The following is a 19,565-nucleotide window of genomic DNA, read 5'->3' on the forward strand; positions in this document are numbered from 1 at the left end:
AGTATGCCAACAGCCAGGGCGCCTCCAATCCAGATTGACAAAGACCGGAGCTCGCGAGAGTTCATGCCCATACGAGCGCCACGCCGGTAGTGGTTGCGTAGAATGGCGCATTGCCACGCTTGAGGGCAACGCCTTGCAGCGTAGCGTCAATACGAAACTTTAACTTTGATGCGATGGTGACTTTCACGGCATCATAAATTTTGACGTCTTCAAGGTTACGCTGTGTAGCATGCTTCCACCAGTGCTTGACAAACTTGCGACCGAGTTTTTGTGCAAGGGACTTGATGCCCGAGCCTGGGCGCACGATGGTCCGCCCCAATGCGTCGATAAAGCCCATTGCATAGGATCCGTCGATAGCGGCGATCAATGCGGATTGCGCTAGTCGGCGCGCATCGTTATCAACGGTCATGCCACCGATGTCCGCCGATTTGTGGGGCCAGAAAAATGTAAGAATCAGTTTTGTTTCGGCCTCATCGAACACCAGATCACCATCCGCCATATCCGGAACGCTGATTAAAATACTGCCCATACCAAAATGCCTCCCGCCAAAAATGTAGACGGGACAATAGCAAAAAGAAAATATCATTGCAAGAATGATAATTTAAATATGCATTTCACTTAAAACGGCATTGTCTCGATTAAAGCTACGGCGCACAAACTAGGGCGCACACGATGAGCTGCAAAATCTCAAGCGACGGCCACATCGAATACGACTATCGCAGCACATTGTGAGTATTGACTTCGGACTGTTGACGATGGGCGGCTAATGGGTAACACCGTTCTTTTGGCCGCTTATGTGAAGAAAAATATCCACTTATCCCATCGCATGGAGCCTAATTAGGATCCCTATGGAACAACTTTTTCTTTTTTGACACTCATCTACAACCAGGCTAAATACCAGAGTCCAAGTCATAGAGGAGAACATCGAAATGAATAATATATGGAGCGCCGCCGCGTCTTCAATTGGATGCTGTTTTCCTACTGACAATCGAAGTGAAGGTACAGAAAGCCCTTCAAACAACCCAACCTCCCCAACGGGAAGACAACGTGCCAGTTATCCGGACTTACGTTACCCTGACGCCGCTCCGACGGTTTCCAATGCCACTCCAGCTGCTGAGGACAGCCCGCAGTTACGGACGCCATTGCGACGTGGCTCGACTGCAAGCCTTATGGAAGGCTTTCTTCGCACAGCACATGGGCGGGCAGCGAAACATATCTCGCGTTCTCTAGACACCGAGATACCCCCGGCGAAGAAGCAGCCTTACGTTCCTTTAAGCCTGAACGAACTCGAAACGCTCCTGACCGGAGAGGAAATCGGAGCGCTAAAAAAGTACATCCAAGATGGCGGCGGCCTTAGCGAGGCAATGCGACACGATCGTTCATTGACCTCGGAACAGGCAAAGATGCTTACTCATATCCAGAGCGCACTCGCAAAAATAAGGGAGCGCGGCGGCTCCTACCCAGGCCTGTTGCACCGAGGTATGACCGCTGGCATTAATTCGCATGACAATTCGCATGTTAAGCTGTTCACAGAAGGAAAGAAGTTTAAGGAATTGGGCTTGATGTCGACCTCTTCCGATAGCGCGTTTGTCAATAGCTGGCACGATGGAATCAAACTTACAGTGGCTGCCCCTAAGAATGGCGATATCAGTTCGCTGAATCGTGATCAGATGGAAGTGCTCTGTGAACCAGCAACATATGATGTCCTTCTGACGGCGTTCGATCGCAAAGGCGTGTTTAGAGTGCTGATTTCAGAAGAAGGCGTGCCGCCGGAAAGTGGGAAAGCGACTCACTTTCACCGTAACTACGAAGACCACCTGATTCGTCCGGCATATGAATTGCATAGGAAAACAGATTTCCTGTCAGGAGAAATTCCTTCCGACAGGGAGAGTCAACGTCGACATCTGATCATGCACTTGACGTTGGGATTCAACAGTATCTTGAAAGTGAACAAATTCCCGCCCATGTACAGAAGCTTTTTCCCCCCTGGCTACGCGGGACATGCCCACCCTGGTATGCAGAAGTTGAGACAGATACTCAATGGGGAAGTTACATATGAAACACCTGTCAAAGTTGCTGCAGTCTTTGAACCATTTTTTGAAACCGAAAAGATGAAAGCCTTGTTGAAATTGCTGGATGACGAATTGCGGCACCTAAAAGACGCTCATGGTCCGATAGACCGTTCAAGTGATCGATGAACGCTGTGACCTGATCGTTGATCGATCGCGCGGTTATAGATGTAGCACATCATGATGAGCAGGCGATTGGCCGATACCGGCGATGCGCCTTCATGACGCCGCACATGATGCATCTCAATGACTTCACGCCTGACGATCTCATCCATGTGCCGCTTGCCAAAGACGGGTAGCAGATGATTACGCAACAGGCATTCATCGGTTTGCCATGAGCGCTTGTGGCCTTTGAGCGCGCCTGTGGCGCGGCACAGCGAACAATACCCCTACGTCGAAGCCGAGGTTCCCCCCATGCCCGACAAGCCACTCAGCTTAACCACCTCATTGACCGCATCCAGCAAGGTCTCACTACTCAAGTGTGCATAGCGCTGCGTGGTCGTGATCTGCGCATGACCAAGAATGCGTTGCACCTCGTACAGCGAGCGACCGGCGTTAATCAGAAAGCTGGCAAAGCTATGCCGCAGATCATGGATGCGCACATCCGGTATGCCGGCATTGCGGCGCACGGTATCCCATGAATAAAAGATCGACACATAAGGCTTGTGCGTGTTGGGATTGGCGAAGACGTAAGGACACTCCTTCAGGCGCGGCACCTTGCGCAGCAATTCAATCACCGCATTGGACAAGGGCACATGGCGCGCCTTGCCGCTCTTGCTGATCGGGATGCGCCACGACATCGTATCGAGATTGATATCTTCCCACCGTGCAGTCAGCACTTCGCGGCGACGCGCACCGGTATAGATCAGCATCGGGACGATGTACTGCAGTATGCGGTTTTCACTGCACAGCAGGCAGTCGTACAAGCGCTGCACTTCGACCTTGCTAAGAAAACGTTCGCGCTTGTTGTTCTCTTCCAGCAGACGCACACCCGATGCAGGATTGACCTTCACACCCGGGATGCCCCATTTGATGGCAAGGTTATAGATGTAGCGCATCATGATGAGCAATCGATTGGCGGATGCCGGCGATGCGCCTTCGTGACGCCGCGCGTGATGCATCGCGATGACTTCATGCCTGCCGATCTCATCCATGTGCCGTTTGCCAAAGACAGGCAGCAGATGACTACGCAACCGGATCCCTACCTATTCGCCTTCGGAAGTTAGATACTTGGTTCGAGGGCCTAAGCGGCATATAAATACGCCGAAGAGCTTTCACTCTCCGGCTATCAAACGCCGTCTTTGCGATTGATGTGCAGATCGTACTTGACCGTCTAATCTCAAGCGACTTGAAGTGCCTTCAATATTGGCAGCTGCTGTTTTGTAAAAGTAGTCGCCTGTGCTGTTAGTTCAGCAAGGTTGTCCTCCACTGTCTCTAACGTTTTACCTTCTTTGACAATCTTCTGTCCCTGCGCGGAGAGAATGTTCCAGACAAAACTTGCAAGCTCTGCGGGTTCCGTTTTACCTAGGCGGATTGCTAGTATAAACAGCTGCTGAAAGCGGCCGAGAGCAATGCCTCCTCCGTTCACGGCACTGGCGAGGTAACTAATTTCGTTACTACTCCGTGCTTTGCTCATGAGGTACAAATTCAGTTTGTCGACATGCGGTTTAGCTTTGTTAATGGACTCTGCATCCTGAACAGCCGTCAAAACGCCCATATGTGTAAGTAGCATCAACGCTTCAACAACTTGCCCTAAGCTGATACCGCGACTTGCTACTTCCTGCTCGATTTGTCCAACCGTTAAAATTGAATGACCGGCTAAGGTATCAAGGATCGGGCTATACACCGCTTCGCTCATCTTGGCCTCGCCTAATGCTCCTTTTGTCTTAAGCGAGACGTCAGCTCGAGAGACTACTAGGATCACTCGTTGTTGCCGTATGTGTTCTATCCGATCTAAGGCAGATAATGTACGTGCTCCTTTAACCCAATAATCTTTGCGAAATTGCTGGTTGACCATGAAATCCCGCACACTTTCACGAAACATTACGTCGGGGATCTCTTTCAAAAACGTCTGCTGCTCTTCCGTTAAATTTACAACATCTACATGTGACAAATAATGGGCGGAACAAGCAAAATCGAGCTTTGCTGGCGCAAGCCATTCTGCCATCTCGGCAAACGGCATAGGATGCCAGTCGCGGTTGAAATATTCATGAGCAAGATAGTTGCGGTTTTGTTCTTTCATCTTCGCAATACGCTCGACAACTTGAGGATTGGCACGAGCGTAGAGCGGATTGGTAGCAAGCAGTTTTCCAGCAAAATCCATGGCGGCATCTACGCGCGAAACTATACCGCGCCCGGGTGCTGCCATGATTTCGGCATGCTCAGTGAGCAAATGACGCATCGGCACCATGGCTGCCCAACCTGGCTGCGTGTTATAGCTGATATATAGGACGCCACCAACCTTCAACTTGCGACGAAGAAAGTCAACTATGGTTTTACGGTTCTCATCCGAGATCCAACTCCAGATGCCATGCAACCCAATGTAGTCGAAATCAGGTAAATCCGAGCGTGCACAGAACTCGGCAAAACCCTCATCAAATAATTGCGCATTAGAACCTGATACCTGTGCTAGTTCTTGGGCAAAGGCGGCTTGTGAAGGATTGAAATCCGTACCGTACCATTTGGTGATAGAGGCAGCAGCATGTATGTTTGCACTTAACCCTTGCCCGAAGCCAAGCTCGCATGCAACGCGAACGTTTGGCTCTGCTAATCCTGCACTCAAGAATGCAAAACGTAGGTGTAGTGGATTGAGCTCACTGTAATATCCATAGGTATAACCGATATCTGCCACATAGCCTGCCGTCCAATCGCTCATAGGTGTCGCTCCTTAAATAGGTTGCTAGGCATTTTACCTGTAGGGAGAAGTACCTGGAGCGTAAAAGAGCCGATCAGTCCCGGTCAGTAGATTATTGCTTTCTCGGTGCAGGACATTTTATTGAGCTGTTCAATATCTCCGATTCTTAAGGTGCCATGACCGTGACTTTCAAACTGGATAAACGCTTGTTCGCCTCCAACAAATCTCGTAATGCGTTTGTACGTGCTTCGGCAGCTTGACGGTAGCCTTCAGCACGATATTTTTTGCAATAATGAAGTGCCATCGCACGCCCCTTTAGCGGGTCACTTGCCACCTCAAACGAAGACCCTGCAAGACAGTTTGCGATAAGTTCAAATAAGTCGGCTTTCATCGCCGGTGCGTCCAACACTACCTCGCTGGGACGAAATTCTCCAGTCGCTACAACTGCAAGGATGTAGCCAGACATAGACTGGAAGTGCACACCACTTTCAGGTATTACGGCTATCAGGGGAAAGTACGGCGCAAGGGTTGGCCCAATATGGTTGGGGGAAAAATGTGCTTTCCAGTAACGCGACGCCAATGTGGCGAAGTGGCGATAATCTTCGACAGGTTTGAAGTGCGCATCCGCAAAGGAAAGAATTTCAACCGGCGGCTTGGTACGGGTGACCGTATCGTTGGAGACATCGATGTATAACGCCCCTGCCAAAAACGCATTCTGAAAGTATTCACCACGCAGGTCATCCCATACCTGCCGCATACTTCCTCCGCAACGCGGAAAGCCCGCCAATGCCGAGTAACCTAATCTCGACGGCCCAGCTAAGGTTGATGGATCGAGTCTCTGTAAATGATGTTGCATCGCCAATGAAATTTCTAAGCATTGTTCCAATGGGTACGGCTTGCCGAGCTTGACAGGTTGAGTTTGAATTAGGGTGGGATCGAGTTCTCTTCTTAGTTGAAGGAACAAAGCTTCGATGGTGGTCACCGCTGGGAGTAAATATCGCTGGGTAAGTATTTCCTCAGCGGCCCAGTGCAACACACGGGGTTCGTTTGGCAACAGCGGTTTTACTACTTAGCCTACCGGCCGGGCTTATATAGAGAATGCATTGTCAATGTTCAGTTTCGCGGTAGAAATCGCAGTCTCGAAACGAATTTAGCAATTGATTCAGATACGACGCTCACAAGCAATAAACTAATTTGCTGTGCTCTTGAAAAACAAAAAAAGACTGAGGAGTTTGCACTCCCCAGCCGTCAAATTCCTTCTTGGTCGGTGCAGATGGCGACTGCACCAGTCTGCATTACTGCTATTTTGCTATTACTGTTCTTATAAAAAACCCTGTCTCCTATTGAGAGACAGGGTTTTAACTGCTTTTATTAACACCCTCTGCTTGCGCCTAGGGTGCATCTCCTATAAAGATCAGGCAATGATGTCAGCGTAGTTAAAGCCTGCAGCTGTACCAACACCGGTCAATTGGATGACCAGATCCGTTGCATTGTCATCGTTGAGGTCAACGAGCAGCGCACCGGCACCAGTACCATTCAGATCGAACACTGCGTAGAACTGGAGATTCGTTGCGCTACCAGCGAATGCTGCATCCGCGGCTGTAACTGCGGCAGCCAAAGTTGCAACCGCTGCGCCATCAACTTCAGTGTAGTTCGCTACTGTACCAGCAAGACCAATTTTGATCTTGTCAGTGCCAGAAACAAAGTCAGCGATAGTATCAGCAGTTGCAGTCGTCGTTCCGGAATCACCAGCAGCGAATACAAACGTATCAGCATCAGCGCCGCCAGTCAGAGCATCAGCACCCTTGCCGCCAGTGATGGTGTCCTTACCAGCCTTACCATCGATTGTGTCGGCAATTGCTGTACCAGTGATTGTGTCACCAGAATTAGCCAGTGCTGTACCGTTGATAACAACGCTAGTAACTGCCTTAGTCAGGGACTGGTCGATAACCAGGCTGCTCAGGTCGATAGTTTCGCCTGCGGTCGTTGCTGTTGCATCAACCGTAACAGTAGTGGACGAACCACCAGCGATTGCGTAGGACTGACCGCTCAGGATCTTAGCAGCGAAGGTAGCCGATGTACCAGCAGCACTAGCAGCACCGATTTGGATCGCTTCAATACCGGACAGAGAAATCGTACCCAGTTTCAGTGCACCGGTTGTGTCGAGTGTCAGCGTGTCGGTACCGTCACCAGCAGTGATTGTCAGAACGTCGGTAGCGTCGTTTGTACCGAGGCCCAACTTGATGCTGTCAGCGCCAGCGCCGGTAGCGATGGTCACGTTGTCAGTTGCACCGTTAGCCAGTGTTGTAGAGATGGTGTTTTTGCCGTCACCCAGGCTAGCAACCAAGGTACCAGCCGAAAGAGCAGTTGCAAGAACAGTGTCGTCACCGGCACCGGAATTCACAACCAGCGTACCGCCCACAACCGCGGAAGTCACGCTGTTCTTACCGCCACCGACGTTAGCGACTGCATCGCCAGCAGTACCATCGAACTTCACCGTATCATCGGCGTCACCAGTAGTCACGCTAGCGGTAGCACCAGCAGCAGTAACGCCAGTGTCAATGTTGTTCTTACCGACGGAGCCGATGATGTCCATCGCAGCCGTGGAAGTAGAAACAACTTTCAGGTTGCCAGTGAGACCAGAAGCGTCCAATGTTTTTGCTGTCAGAGCGGTACCGAATTCAACAGAATTGTTACCAGTCAGAACAACCTTCTTCGTGCCGGCATTGAAAGTAGCCAGGTTGATATCGTAGCCGCCAACGACAGTCGTCGCAGCGACATCAACAGCAACGTTGGTTGTCTCAACGTCAGAAGTTGTCAGCGAAGTCTGGGCCTTGGTAACCGACAAGGACAGGCTATCAGCTGTACCAACTGCACCATTCTTTACGGTCAGCGTCGAGCTTTGATCCGAAGACAACAGGACCTTTTGGCCGTTCACAAAAGTGACTGTGCCACCAGCGTTCACTGCCAGTTCAACAGTTTTAGCGTCGATCTTAGTCAGATCGCCAGTAGCAGCAGCATCGGTGATCTTCAAGGAGTCCGCGCCGGTCAATGTAAGACCCGACACGTTCGCCAGCACTGTTTCAACTGCGACCTTGCCAGCGCCAGTGATCGTCATGGACTTCTCGATGTTATCAACGAGAGTCAGTGTCTGATTTACGGTCGCTTCGTAGTTCAGTACGTCGAACTCATTTGTCAAGCTAACAGTAGCAGCACTGGATTTGACAGTTGCAGTGTAACCGTCAGTAGTGGCAACTGCGTCGGCATCCGTAACCTTGATGGTCTTTGCAGCACCAGCATCAATAGTCGCAGCAACGAAGCCATTTGTGGAACCGACGTCAACGGAAGTAGTAGCTGTGCCAGCGTTAACAGTAACGCTCAGGTTCTTTGTGTTGGTGGTAGTGCCATCAACAACCAGAGATTTTGCAACGCCGCCGTTCACGGTTGCTTCGGTAATACCTGCGACTGTCAGTGTACCAACCATGCCCGAACCAGCGGTTACAGTGTTCTTCGCAGCATTGGTAACAGTACCGTTACCCAAGAAGCCAGCCTTTGCGCTTGTCAGCGTAATAGTAGCGCCGGAGATGTTTTCAGCGTCAACAGAAGCGGTACCGAATGCATTCCACTCGAGGTTAACTTTTTCAACACCTGCGATCTTTGCTTTGTTAGCGTTGCCGGCACTGATTGCGCTAGTCAGAGTCAGGTTTGCAACGTCAGCATCAGTCGAGGATTGATCGATGATGGTGTCGGAACCTTGCAGTCCTGTAAATGCACCTGTGAAGGTGTCGTTGCCGGATGTACCGACCAGTGTGTCAGCACTAGTAGTCAGAGTGAAAGTCTGGCCGACATTAGCAGCGCTCAGAGCAGCGGATGTGTCAGTTGCTGTAACCAGTGCCAGGACGGACTTGGCCAGTTCAACGTCTTCCTTGCCCAGGGTAACTGCGTAAGCAAAACCGACTGTAACCTTGTTGTCGAACAGTGCTTTGGAAGTAACGCCAGCAGGATCAGTACCAGTGTAGGACTGAACGTTTGCAACCATTTCAGCGATCAGGGCGCCTTTGGTGCCCAGTGTGTTCAGGCGGGCTTCCCAGAAAGCCAGGCCTTCTGCGTCGCCAGCACGACCCAGAACGTTCAGGTAGAAAGCTTTAACAACGTCAGCGTTGCTGATGCCGTCAGGGTAAGTAGCACGAGCAGGTGCTGTCTCGTACATTGTTTGAGCCATAGCTGCCAGCGAAACGCCGGAGTCCAGCTGGCCGCACCAGAAATCGAGACCAGCTTTTTCAGGTGCACGGTTGAACAGTGCAGCGTACATTGCGGCGACTGTTTGTTGCATTGCTACGGTAATTGCCATTTGTAAAACTCCCAAAAAGGAAAAATTAAGAATCCCAGCGAAGCCGGCTTTTTTTGTGTTGAGCCAGTTGCTGTGCGTATAGTATTGAGGCTAGACAAGTTTCAATGTGATGGTCATCACACGTGTCTTTCTTTCTCTCAAAAACAACACGCTCAATCCGCAGCGTTCTCGGACTGCTCGCGATTCTACGATGAAATCGTTGCCACCGTCCAACAATCATGCATTTTTGCAATGGGTTTCCTTGTCAGGATGGCATTTTTGCGTGGTTTATATGTAGGTGTTGCCTGTTTTAGATGCTTATTAATAACTTGTCTGTCTATACGGAAGTGTTGGTTTTATTGTTTTGGGCGGAAATATGGGTGGTTTTTTTGTTGCGAGGGACTGATTTAGTCGTTTGCAAGGGTAGAACGGCGCTGTTCTATATCTGGGCGAGAGCGATCCGCTGCGCGGCCTAGCAAGACCGCTCTGTCGCATGCATTGCCGTCGAGGTCGTGTGCCGGGTTTTCAGAATGGTGCTTGGTTTGCTACCGGCAAAAGGGATGCGGTTTTCACTGGAGGTCATGCGGGCATGCATCCGGCGGTGGGCGGCCTACGCGTTAAGCTCTCGATAGGTTGAAGGCTGGTTTATGTATTGGCGGGAGTCGTCGTTCAGCGTAACGTCTCGGCGCTACGCGCTTTTTCGCTTGCCTTGGGACTGTCAATGCGACGGGGTCGGGTTATTGAGTGGTCCGTTGATGCTTGATGTGCTCAATTCTTATCTTAGGGCGGTCAGTCGATGCTTGATGCACTCAATTCTTATCTTAGAGCGGTTAGTCGATGCTTGATGCACTCAACCCCCATCCCAACCTTCCCCCTCGCCGGGCGCCCCTGCCAAGGGGAAGGGGCTTGTAGGCGATGGTGGGCAAGTTGGTGGGGTTTTGTTTGCGGTTAAGACTTTATGATTTACTGAATGGCTGATTGCGCAGTGGGTGATCACGAGGACTCACCAGCGCCCTTGTGCTCAACTTTTTTGTATATCTAAAGCACGCATCGTATTCGCATGGCGAGATGCGACTTCCTGCTTGAATTCTGCGGAAATGCGTGGGTCGTTCAGTACGTCCGTCCAGAATTGATTTGCCATGTCATAGCAGAATGGCAGATGTCGTAGTTCAAGTCGCGTCCCCAAGTTAGGCAGCCATTCTCGTTCGACAATTTCACCATGCGTGTTCGGACGATATAGCATTGGCAGCATGTCATAGGCAGCGAGCAATTGATGTCGCCGATCGAATGACCACGCGACGGCGATGTTTCCATGATGCTTGTCCGTGTTACCGATGAGTGTCCCGTAAAGGTCAAGGATTTCGACTGTCTGCACGTCTTTTGGTGACAACTCGCCACGGCGGCCAAGCTCACGGGCAACCACTGTCCAACTCTGATCCAGCATGCCGAGATCCCCATCCAATGCAGAAAAGGTCGCCATTGGACGTCGCCCTTTCAGTCCGACCCTGTCAAATCGGACTACCTCCAGGAACACACGCCCTCCCGTTTCGAGGATCGATGTTTTCGCCGCAGCTATCTGGTTGCGACTTAACACTTCGAGCGCCAGATGTTCGCAGATAAGTAAATCGCCCCAGCGGCGACCGCTCGGCGTAGCGACCTGGGGAGAAAATTTCACGATGACGTGTTCGATGACTGCGTTTTCGCCGTTGCGCTCAATGGTTGCAGTGAACTTCGGCTGCTCGCCGCCTGCTGAGGAACCAGGCGGCTCTCCTTGCATGGAGTGCTCTGCCATTTTTGGATAGTGCGCGGCCCGGTCGATCTCCCGCATGGTTGACTCCCGCGCGCTCATCATGTCTGCGATATATCTGGCGTATGACTCATTTCCCAGAAGCAGATTGCCGGGCGCATGCTCGCTGCGACGCGAGATGTACTTAAGCACATGCTCATCGGTCCATTTCAAAATATCCGACGGCAGATCCAGGTCGCGATGTTTGCTTGGTTCCACCCGGCCCAAGAAACCTTGCGGACGCAGATCCGACAGGAAGAACGGCATTCCTTCGAAGATCTGATACGCTGTTCCCTCTAGCGGGGTAAGCGCATAAAACTCTCCTTGAAGAGGATGGAGTTGGCCGACCGGCTCAACCTGCCCTTCTTCGGAAATACGAAATACCGGGATTGGCGTATCAACCCCCGCTACGCGACGCCGCAATGCGTATTGCCGAGCTTTGCTTGCTCCTAATACGAAGCCGTCTTTCACGGTTGCCCAGAGCCGGGAAAACGTCGGCTGGCTGGTTTCCAACTCGTCCAAGATAGTCGACGTTCTTGCCGGCCCTCGCATTAGCAACTGGTAAAGCCTGTCGATATGTTGGATTTTAGCCATGTTTCTTCATTTCTATGAATAGCAATATTTAATCGATTTTCATAGTGAGTATGTCTTTTTTGAATGGAATTGTGAATAGCATTTTGAATTAAAAATTCATAGCCATTTGCTGCTGTGCTATACGGGAAATTGGCCAATTTGGATCATGACGGCTACTGCCATCAATATGGACCGTTACCTCAACTGCCCGCAGGTTGGAATTGGTATAACTTTCGGCGTCAGAACCTGTAGCGGAATCCGACACTGATGCTTTTGCCGCTTTGCCTGAACAGGGCCAGATTGGACTTGAAGCGGTTGTCTTCGGCGAGGAAGAGGACATCCGATGCCGTGTTTAACGGTACGGTGACGGTCAGCCGCATATTGCGGCGATCGAGGCGGCGCGCGGCATTGTCTTCGAGCACCGAGCTATACCCTTCCCTGTCGGCCGCTTTGGCGAAGGTAGTGCTGAATTCTGCACGGGCGCCCCAGGCGATCGGCATGGCGACCTGGGCAATCAGTTCATTGTGGCGGGTCACGCCGCCGGCGCGGTCGCCGGTCGGGTTGTCATGACCGGTGCGTCCCAGCACGATGGTCTGGATCGGGACGTCGGCCAGTTTCCAGTCGCAGGCAACGCCTGCCTGTCCCCACAATATGTTGGCGTCGAAGTTTTTGAGCTCGGTATAGCGCCGCCATTCGTTCTCGGCGCTGAAGCCGATACGGCAACTCTCTACCGGGTGTTCTATCTGTGCGACGGCGCGCACGTTGCGCAGCAGCGGCGAACCACCCAGCCACAGGTGCTCGACGTGCATCAGCACACTGGCATCGCCAAGGCGAGTGGGCCGATACAGGCCGGCGCTGAGGTTGGCGCTGACGGTCGAGAAGCTGCTTTCCTGCACGTAGTCGCGCGTGCGCAATCCCATCGATACATCGAGCAGGTTGTCACCCAGGGGCTGGCGATAGCGTGCGCCGACGCCTGCCTGTACGTAGCGGTCGCTGCGCGCCTCGAAGGTGGAATCGAGCAGATACTCCCGACGTAACAGCTCCTGACGTTCGTCACGGAAGGTGAGCGGGATCGCGGTATTTTGCAGGCCGCTGTTGGCGTTGGTGTCGACGCCAACCATGGCGTCCATGCTGAACTGCCACAACGACACATTGGCGCGTGCCGCCATGCGCGCACGGTAGCGGGCGATGACGATGTTGACGACCGGCGGCGGGCTGAACTGGTTTTCGATGTAATCGAAATAGCCTTTGGCGCTCGTGAAGTTGCCGGCTTCCGCGGACGATATCGCCAGGTCCAGCCAGGCGCCGGCATTCTCCGGCTGCATCAGGACCACCCGTTCGAAGGCGGTGACCGCCGTTGCGTAATCGGCGAGCTTGAGCGCAATGATGCCAACCAGGTTGAAGTAGTTGGGATTGTCACTATGCGCGCGTTCCATGTCCTGCAAAGTTTTGAGCGCGGCGACGAGGTTGCCGTTGTCCAGGTGGCTGCGCGCCTCGGGAAAGGCGGCCAGATCGTCCGGTGTGATGCCATGCATGGACGTGGAGGCCGGCGCGGGCATGGCAGGCTTCTGTGTCTCGCCCGTCGCGGAGGGCTGAACCTGGGGCTGCGCGTGGGCGTCCAGCGGCACGGCTGCAAGTATCGGCAGTGCCGCAATCATTGTCACGGTCGCCCTTGCCGTCACCAATGCAGGCACGCCGGCTGCCGTCAATGCGGTTGCGCATGCCTGCTGCCAGCGGTCCCTTGAAAATAGTCGTTTCATGAATTGGTACAGTAAATCGTGACCGGCTGGATGCGTCCTCGGATCTGGACTGTACCCAAAACGCGCAAATCCTGCAGGCCGAGCGCACTGGCGCAAGTCTGGCCGATCAGGATCTGCTCCTTGTACATGCTGGTCAGTCCTTCGAGACGACTGGCCAGGATGACCGGCTCGCCCAATGCGGTAAAGGTGCGGCGATGCGCGGAACCAAAATTGCCGACCAGCGCCGAACCGGTTTCCAGGCCGATGCCGACCTTGATCGGCAACAGGCCGAGCTCGTCGCAAAAAGGTGCGAGTGCGTCCATGCGCTTCTGGATATCGACTGCGGCGGCGAGTGCCCGACTGGCGTGCAGCGGATCGTCGTCGGGTGCGTTCCAGAAAGCCATGATGGCGTCGCCGATAAATTTGTCGATGGTGCCGTGATGATTGACGACGGCTTCGGCCATCTCGGAAAAGACCCGCTGCATCAGGCGGGCGACGATCTCCGGCGTGGTGCGTTCGCTCAGGCCAGCAAAGCCGTGGATATCGGCAAACAGCACAGTGATTTCACGGCGTGATGCATCGACGGTGGTATGGACCTGACCGTAGGCACTGAGGCGGTCGGCCACCGAGCGCGGCAGGTAGGCCGACAGCAAGGCAAATACACCGGCCCGGTCGCGTCCGGTGCGATAGAGCTCGGTCGACAGGATGAGCAATACCGCGAGCGGCGGGAAGACCAGGAGCGGCGACAAGGGAAGCAGGATGCCGGCATAGTGCAGCGCGGCCAGCGCGATCAATGCCGAGGCGACCCATGTCCCGAACAGCCAGGCCGGGAAGACGGCTGAGCGCTGCAGCGGCTTGTCGTAATGCCGTACCAGCCAGCCAAGCAGCAACGCAAACGGCAGCAACAGCAATCCCGCGAGCAGCGTGCCCGACTTTGGCAGCACCGGAAAATCATTGTCGAGCAAGGCGGACAGGATTTCGACGTGCGGTTCGAGACCGGCCGCCACCGGACCCAGCGGCGTGGCAATCACGTCCGACAAACCGAGTGCGGTGCCGCCGAGCAGGACGATGACGCCCTTGAGCACCGCAGGGTCGGGTTTGCGGTTGAGGACATCGACAGCGGAGACCGACGTCCAGTCCTGGCGCGAATGCCGGTAGGGTACGACGAGCGAACCATCTTCATTTAGCGGCAGGGTGACAATCGCCGCGCCGTCATCGGTCTCAAGGGATAGTTCCCATGGGGCGGACAACCATCTCCGGCCACGATGCAGATTGAGTTGCGGCTTGTCGACCATGCTTGCATACGCGGCGAGCGCAAGGCTGGGCCGACAGTCGCTGCCTACGCCGCAGACCAGCGGCGGCAGGCGGCGCACGGCGCCATCACTGTCGAAGATCGGTGTGATATGACCGACGCGCGCAGGCATCAGGCTGGCATGATTGGTGACGACGGGAACGCCGGGGACCTGGGGCGCGCCCTCTTCCATCCTGACCGGCATGGCGGGTGGCAGCATAAACTTGAGCGCCGCGAGGTTGCGCTGCTCAAGGTCGAAGACGACCGCGCCGGTGACTTCGGGGCGCTGCAGCTGATCGGCCAGGACGCGGTCATTGGGACGCTTTTCCGGGAAGACCATGTCGACGGCAATGCCGGCGACATGGTAATCGTCGATCAGGGTTTTCATGAGGCGGGCGAGCGTCTCGCGCGGCCATGGCCATGCGCCCTGCTCTGCCAGACTATGCTCGTCGACGTCGACGATGACGATGCGGGACTCGACATGCGGCCGCACCGAAAAGCGCACGCGCCAGTCGTTCAGGGCATGATCAACAGGAGTGAACAGTCCGGGAAGTGCGGAGGGTGCGATCAGGGCTGCGCATAGCGCAGCCCCGAGCAAACAGAAACGAAGCATCTACCGATGTCTGGAAGGCGGGTATCAGCGGGTCCAGCGGGTAACACCGACAACGCTCTGGTTGCCGGAAATGTCACGCTGGAATACATATGCCGCCTGGTCGGTATCTCTAGACAGCATACCGTTCAAGACCGTCCCCGTTGCATTCGCATCACCTCTCAGATCACCGTCTTTGTTGATGGAACCGGACGATTGAAATGCGACAGGCGCGATGCCGTTGGAATTAATTGTTAATGACGTTTCAAAACGGCGCTGTTCAAAGTTCATGGTCAGGCTTGGCGACGTAATATTTGCAGCAGCCAAGGTTTTCTTGTCCGTCATGACGTAGGCTTCGGAACCAGCCAGCTGAAATTTGGCAACCCCGGTGGTCGGCAGCATGACCGGACCTTTTAATTTGACCATGCCGAACACATCATTACTCATCGACATTTCACGGTCCGGAGCCTGTGCCGCAGTGACGGGGTTACCATCCTCGCCCGGCTGTATGAATTTCGTCCAGCGTCCCCACCAGAACTCCGCTGGCTTTTCTACGACAGGAGGGGGCGGAGGCGGCGGAGTAGGTGCGGGCGGTATGGCGGTATCAACTTGATTCTTCAAGTTGTCTGCAGTGGCTTCGCGCACAGCATCACGCGAATCGATTCCCACGCTGCCTTTAGCTTGTTTGTCGCTCGTCGCACGTGGCTCTTCCGGACGAGGCGGGGCCACGGTGTTGGGGGATTCAAGCGCTTTCTCAGCCGGGATCAGCAACGGCGCTTCATTGCGATTGCGCAGTTCGAGATAGGCGTCGCGCATGGCGGCTGTCAGCACGCGGCTCGATGTGGATTTGCATGGCCCGAGCGCGCTGGCCAGGCAATCGGCTGCCAGCGGCGACATGACAACGGCGCCGCTCTGCACAGTGACACGCGTGATATCGGCGGTTGCCTGCACCACGAAATCGGTGCCACGGATGCCGATGGCTGCCAGTGGCGTGTTGAGACGGTAATTTTGTTTGGAGGCTTCGCCGGCGCGGCCGGTAATACTGCGGGCGACGCCCTTTTCGAGGACGAACTTGATGCGGTTGTTTTCTGCGTTGGCGGCATCGTAGTGATAGTCCTCGATGCGCAGACGCGATTGCGGACGAATGCTAACAAAAGCGCCGTCGACCATGCGCAAGTGGATATGGCCAGTCGCCCCTGTCTCAAGGATCTGTCCGGCGTTGATGCTTTCGCCACGGGTTACCGCACGGGATTTACCGTCTTCACCGATGACATTTGCTTCACCGATCGCGAACGAGACGGAACCGGCCATATCGGCCGCAAACGCGCACGCCGAACTTACCGTCATACAGACCAGTGCCGCCCATTTCTTCCAGCCAGTCGAAACTACCGGTTGCATCATCTCTCTCGCTTTATAGATAGGATTTATCCCTACTTTGGGGAAAAGTATAGCAGCATAGCTTGCCAGGGGGCTATGTTTCTGGTTTCCGGCGTGTATTTTAAAAGGCGCAACATGCAATAACGTCCCAGAATGCGCAGGCCTTTTATTGTTTTGCCAAGTTTTTAATGAAACATCTTCATCTACTCTTGGTTTCTGTAAACGCGGCTGGACGGCTTGGGGTTCAGCATTGTTTATGTTCTTGCCAACATGCTCCACAGCGTTTCAACGACAACAATTTAGTTTGGCAAATTGTTCCCCAAATATTCCAAAAAAATTCCTACGCGAAATGCATGGTCTTGAGCAATAATTAGCTCTGACCAAGCGTTTAACTAATTGAAGTTATTGCATATTTACGTTTTTTGGCCGATGTGCTGTTTAATTGACAGCATTCCCAAGCCTGAAAGCTGTTGATTATTGAAGCTACATGCCAATCGCATTAGAAACCGCTGCCAACATTCCGCTATTCAAGGGCCTGGACCAAGACACGCTCGTCGTCGTCGCCAAGCTCATGTCCAGCCGAACCTTCCAGAGCCATGACATGGTTCTGCGCAAGGGCGATACCGCGGATCATTTATGCTTCCTGCTTACCGGTCGGCTGCAAGTGGTGGACGTAACCGAAGACGGACGTGAAATCGGGATTCACTTCATTTCTCCGGGTGCGTATTTTGGTGAACTGTCGGTGATCGATGGCGAGCCGCGCTCGGCCTCGATTGTCTCGGTGCAGCAGTCCGAAGTGGCTTTCCTGCCGACCGCCCAGGCAAAGGCGCTGATATTCAACCGGCCATTGATCGCGGAGCGCTTCCTGACTCACTTTGCCCAGATCGTACGGTCGGCATCGCGTCAGCGCACCCTGCTGAGTATTCCGAACGCTTTCCAGCGTGTGTTTGCGCAGTTGCAGCAGTTTGTGCGGGATACCAATGAAGGCCAGGTCATCGAAGGTCTGCCGAAGCAGCATGAGATTGCGATCATGGTGAACACCAGCCGCGAAACCGTCTCGCGCGCGCTGCATACCTTGATGAAGTTGAACATCGTCGAAAAGAAAGGCACGGTGTTCATCGTGAACCGACCGGATCAGCTCAAGACTGCAGCGGTAGCCGGACTGGATGACATGCCGGCGGCGACGGCGGCTGCGGTGACGGCTGCTGCCCGCAAGGCGGAAAAAACCGAAAACGCGGCCTGAGCGGGCCGGCAACTCAGCCATTCGTCATTCAGCGCCGCGCGAACCCCGGCGCAAACACGCGATACCCATCCAGCGTTCCCGCATAATCCGCGCTGTCGCCATGCGATAGCGCGACCTGCCACAACTCCTCATTCTGGAACACATACAGCGTCGCCGGGTCCAGCTTGTCCGCGCGCACCGCTGTTTCCACCTGGCGGCGGGCTTGCGCCTGTTTCTCCTCGCTTATCCGGGCAAAATAACCGATATTGATCGTCATGCCATTGTTTCCCGCGTAGAAGGCGAGCGGCACATAGCCCTTGGGCGCGTTGTAGGGCAGGACAAACACGATATGCCGGTAGCGCGTCGCAAACTGCTTCCATAACGGCGCCTGCAGTTCGACCATCTGGGCGGGCGGGCGGCTGAACTTGTGCCTGAAGTAGCGGAATGCTGCGGTCGAATCGGCAAGTTGCAGGCACAGCAGACCGGTGCACAGCAGTATCGCGCTACGTCGCGACAGACGAGTAAAGACCATCACCAGCACGGCGAGATACAGCACATATACCGTCGGCCAGACCATCCTGCCGGTTGCACGGAAGGTCGCCGCGATGCTTTCGAGTACCGGTGGCAGAGGATAGGCAAACCATTCGCGATTCCCGAGCGCGACCTGGTTCGACGCGGCATAAACGACCAGCGCGATGCAGACGAGGAGCAGCGGGAGCACGGTACGCAATGCCATATTTCCACGTGGTCCGCGCAGATACAGGAACAGCGCGACCGGTGTCATCAACAGCATGCCCAGACCAGGAAACGCAAAGCCCTCGTAATCGCCTTCGGTCTGCGGCAGGTCGGGCAGCAGGTGCGACCAGATTTCTTCTGGATCGAACACCGAGAGCAGGTTCATCCGGTAGAGGATCGGTGCGCTGCCTTTCAGTCCCTCCCCCGCCACCATGAAATAACCGGCCGCCCACATGACCAGCAGCACAACGACAAAGGTGCTGACCATGAAGAATGCGGCACGCATCAGCCCCAGTTCTTTTTTCAGCATGCGCTGCAGGATATCGGCAGCCCAGATCGCTCCGGCAAGCACCAGCAGATAGGCATGCACCAGCGAGGCGACCGCCAGCAACAGCATCCAGCGTCCATACCGTTGCCGTGGGGAGAAGTACAGGCAGAGTCCGGCCACCAGTATCCACTGGCCGCACATCGCATAGTGGCCGTAGAGTCGCCAGAGAAAAATCGGGGCACAGGCAAAGAATGCGCATCCCAGCGCACGCAAGCAGCGGTCATTGGTGAATCGCGCCAGCAGCAGGCTGGCAAATACCGCCTGCAGCACGAAGCACAGCAGAATCCACAGGCCGAGGTACTGGAAGGTCGGCGGCAGCATCGCGGCAAATGGCTTGAACAGCAGCGCGAGCAAGGGTATCGAATCCGAGAACACGACCGAGCTGCCGATGTCGGTACCGTACGCGGGATTGGCGCCCAGAGGCCATTGCAGCAAAGGCGTGTTGCGGAAGAAATGCCAGCCGAGGAAGAAGGTCGCCGGATCCTGCTGCCATAGCCAGTCGATGTAGCGCGGCCTCAGCAGCTTGCCACCCGTCGTCAGCATGAAGGCGGCGATCCCGGCCAGGATGGCAATCGCCAGGTCAAGGAAGTCGGTGCGCCGCTTTTTTTGTCCCTGTTGCCCATGCCACGCCGGCATGTCATCGAAGGCGACGCCGGGGCGAAATGTCGTCAT

The 19,565-nt window shown here is 54.4% G+C and carries 12 protein-coding genes; 2 read left to right on the forward strand and 10 right to left on the reverse strand.

Features of this window, described 5'->3' with window-relative positions; all coding sequences use genetic code 11:
* Positions 1-61: 61 nt before the first annotated feature.
* Complete coding sequence (locus ACFQUU_RS19465; protein WP_382249779.1) at positions 62-529, reverse strand: hypothetical protein; 468 nt, start codon at positions 527-529, stop codon at positions 62-64.
* Between the two features lie 400 nt (positions 530-929).
* Here ACFQUU_RS19465 and ACFQUU_RS19470 point away from each other — a divergent pair, with 400 nt between their 5' ends.
* Entirely contained in the window at positions 930-2,198 is a 1,269-nt protein-coding gene (locus ACFQUU_RS19470) for a hypothetical protein (protein WP_382249780.1), read from the forward strand.
* A gap of 260 nt (positions 2,199-2,458) precedes the next feature.
* On the opposite strand, the gene ACFQUU_RS19475 is transcribed toward ACFQUU_RS19470, so the two are convergent.
* The 8 genes from ACFQUU_RS19475 to ACFQUU_RS19510 all read right to left on the reverse strand — a co-directional run bounded on the left by ACFQUU_RS19475 (position 2,459) and on the right by ACFQUU_RS19510 (position 16,632).
* Complete coding sequence (locus ACFQUU_RS19475) at positions 2,459-3,223, reverse strand: tyrosine-type recombinase/integrase (protein ID WP_382249781.1); 765 nt, start codon at positions 3,221-3,223, stop codon at positions 2,459-2,461.
* A gap of 185 nt (positions 3,224-3,408) precedes the next feature.
* Entirely contained in the window at positions 3,409-4,944 is a 1,536-nt protein-coding gene (locus ACFQUU_RS19480; protein WP_382249782.1) for a class I SAM-dependent methyltransferase, read from the reverse strand.
* 145 nt (positions 4,945-5,089) lie between these two features.
* Positions 5,090-5,905: a hypothetical protein gene (locus ACFQUU_RS19485; protein ID WP_382249783.1), complete on the reverse strand. Its 816-nt coding sequence runs from the start codon at positions 5,903-5,905 to the stop codon at positions 5,090-5,092.
* Positions 5,906-6,337: 432 nt separating this feature from the next.
* Complete coding sequence (locus tag ACFQUU_RS19490; protein ID WP_382249784.1) at positions 6,338-9,274, reverse strand: DUF4214 domain-containing protein; 2,937 nt, start codon at positions 9,272-9,274, stop codon at positions 6,338-6,340.
* A gap of 1,000 nt (positions 9,275-10,274) precedes the next feature.
* A complete protein-coding gene (yjjJ, locus tag ACFQUU_RS19495; protein WP_382249785.1) occupies positions 10,275-11,633 on the reverse strand; it encodes a type II toxin-antitoxin system HipA family toxin YjjJ in 1,359 nt (452 codons plus the stop codon).
* 218 nt (positions 11,634-11,851) lie between these two features.
* Positions 11,852-13,372, reverse strand: coding sequence for a tetratricopeptide repeat protein (locus ACFQUU_RS19500; protein WP_382249786.1), 1,521 nt, complete (start codon positions 13,370-13,372; stop codon positions 11,852-11,854).
* A complete protein-coding gene (locus ACFQUU_RS19505) occupies positions 13,369-15,255 on the reverse strand; it encodes a CHASE2 domain-containing protein (RefSeq protein WP_382249787.1) in 1,887 nt (628 codons plus the stop codon). Before ACFQUU_RS19505 ends, ACFQUU_RS19500 begins: the two co-directional genes overlap by 4 nt.
* 24 nt (positions 15,256-15,279) lie before the next feature.
* Entirely contained in the window at positions 15,280-16,632 is a 1,353-nt protein-coding gene (locus ACFQUU_RS19510) for a FecR domain-containing protein (RefSeq protein ID WP_382249788.1), read from the reverse strand.
* Between the two features lie 463 nt (positions 16,633-17,095).
* On the opposite strand from ACFQUU_RS19510, the gene ACFQUU_RS19515 reads away from it, so the two are divergent.
* Positions 17,096-17,851: a Crp/Fnr family transcriptional regulator gene (locus tag ACFQUU_RS19515; RefSeq protein ID WP_382249789.1), complete on the forward strand. Its 756-nt coding sequence runs from the start codon at positions 17,096-17,098 to the stop codon at positions 17,849-17,851.
* A gap of 28 nt (positions 17,852-17,879) precedes the next feature.
* On the opposite strand, the gene ACFQUU_RS19520 is transcribed toward ACFQUU_RS19515, so the two are convergent.
* Positions 17,880-19,565: a DUF6311 domain-containing protein gene (locus ACFQUU_RS19520; RefSeq protein WP_382249790.1), complete on the reverse strand. Its 1,686-nt coding sequence runs from the start codon at positions 19,563-19,565 to the stop codon at positions 17,880-17,882.

The organism is Herbaspirillum sp. GCM10030257 (genome assembly GCF_042666555.1).
Lineage (GTDB): Bacteria > Pseudomonadota > Gammaproteobacteria > Burkholderiales > Burkholderiaceae_D > Noviherbaspirillum.

Excerpts from the sequence above, each read along its gene's own strand:
- ACFQUU_RS19465 (WP_382249779.1), bottom strand. The coding sequence starts at position 529 with ATGGGCAGTATTTTAATCAGCGTTCCGGATATGGCGGATGGTGATCTG.
- ACFQUU_RS19470 (WP_382249780.1), top strand. The coding sequence starts at position 930 with ATGAATAATATATGGAGCGCCGCCGCGTCTTCAATTGGATGCTGTTTT.
- ACFQUU_RS19475 (WP_382249781.1), bottom strand. The coding sequence starts at position 3,223 with ATGGATGAGATCGGCAGGCATGAAGTCATCGCGATGCATCACGCGCGG.
- ACFQUU_RS19480 (WP_382249782.1), bottom strand. The coding sequence starts at position 4,944 with ATGAGCGATTGGACGGCAGGCTATGTGGCAGATATCGGTTATACCTAT.
- ACFQUU_RS19490 (WP_382249784.1), bottom strand. The coding sequence starts at position 9,274 with ATGGCAATTACCGTAGCAATGCAACAAACAGTCGCCGCAATGTACGCT.
- yjjJ (WP_382249785.1), bottom strand. The coding sequence starts at position 11,633 with ATGGCTAAAATCCAACATATCGACAGGCTTTACCAGTTGCTAATGCGA.
- ACFQUU_RS19500 (WP_382249786.1), bottom strand. The coding sequence starts at position 13,372 with ATGAAACGACTATTTTCAAGGGACCGCTGGCAGCAGGCATGCGCAACC.
- ACFQUU_RS19505 (WP_382249787.1), bottom strand. The coding sequence starts at position 15,255 with ATGCTTCGTTTCTGTTTGCTCGGGGCTGCGCTATGCGCAGCCCTGATC.
- ACFQUU_RS19510 (WP_382249788.1), bottom strand. The coding sequence starts at position 16,632 with ATGATGCAACCGGTAGTTTCGACTGGCTGGAAGAAATGGGCGGCACTG.
- ACFQUU_RS19515 (WP_382249789.1), top strand. The coding sequence starts at position 17,096 with ATGCCAATCGCATTAGAAACCGCTGCCAACATTCCGCTATTCAAGGGC.
- ACFQUU_RS19520 (WP_382249790.1), bottom strand. The coding sequence starts at position 19,565 with ATGACGACATTTCGCCCCGGCGTCGCCTTCGATGACATGCCGGCGTGG.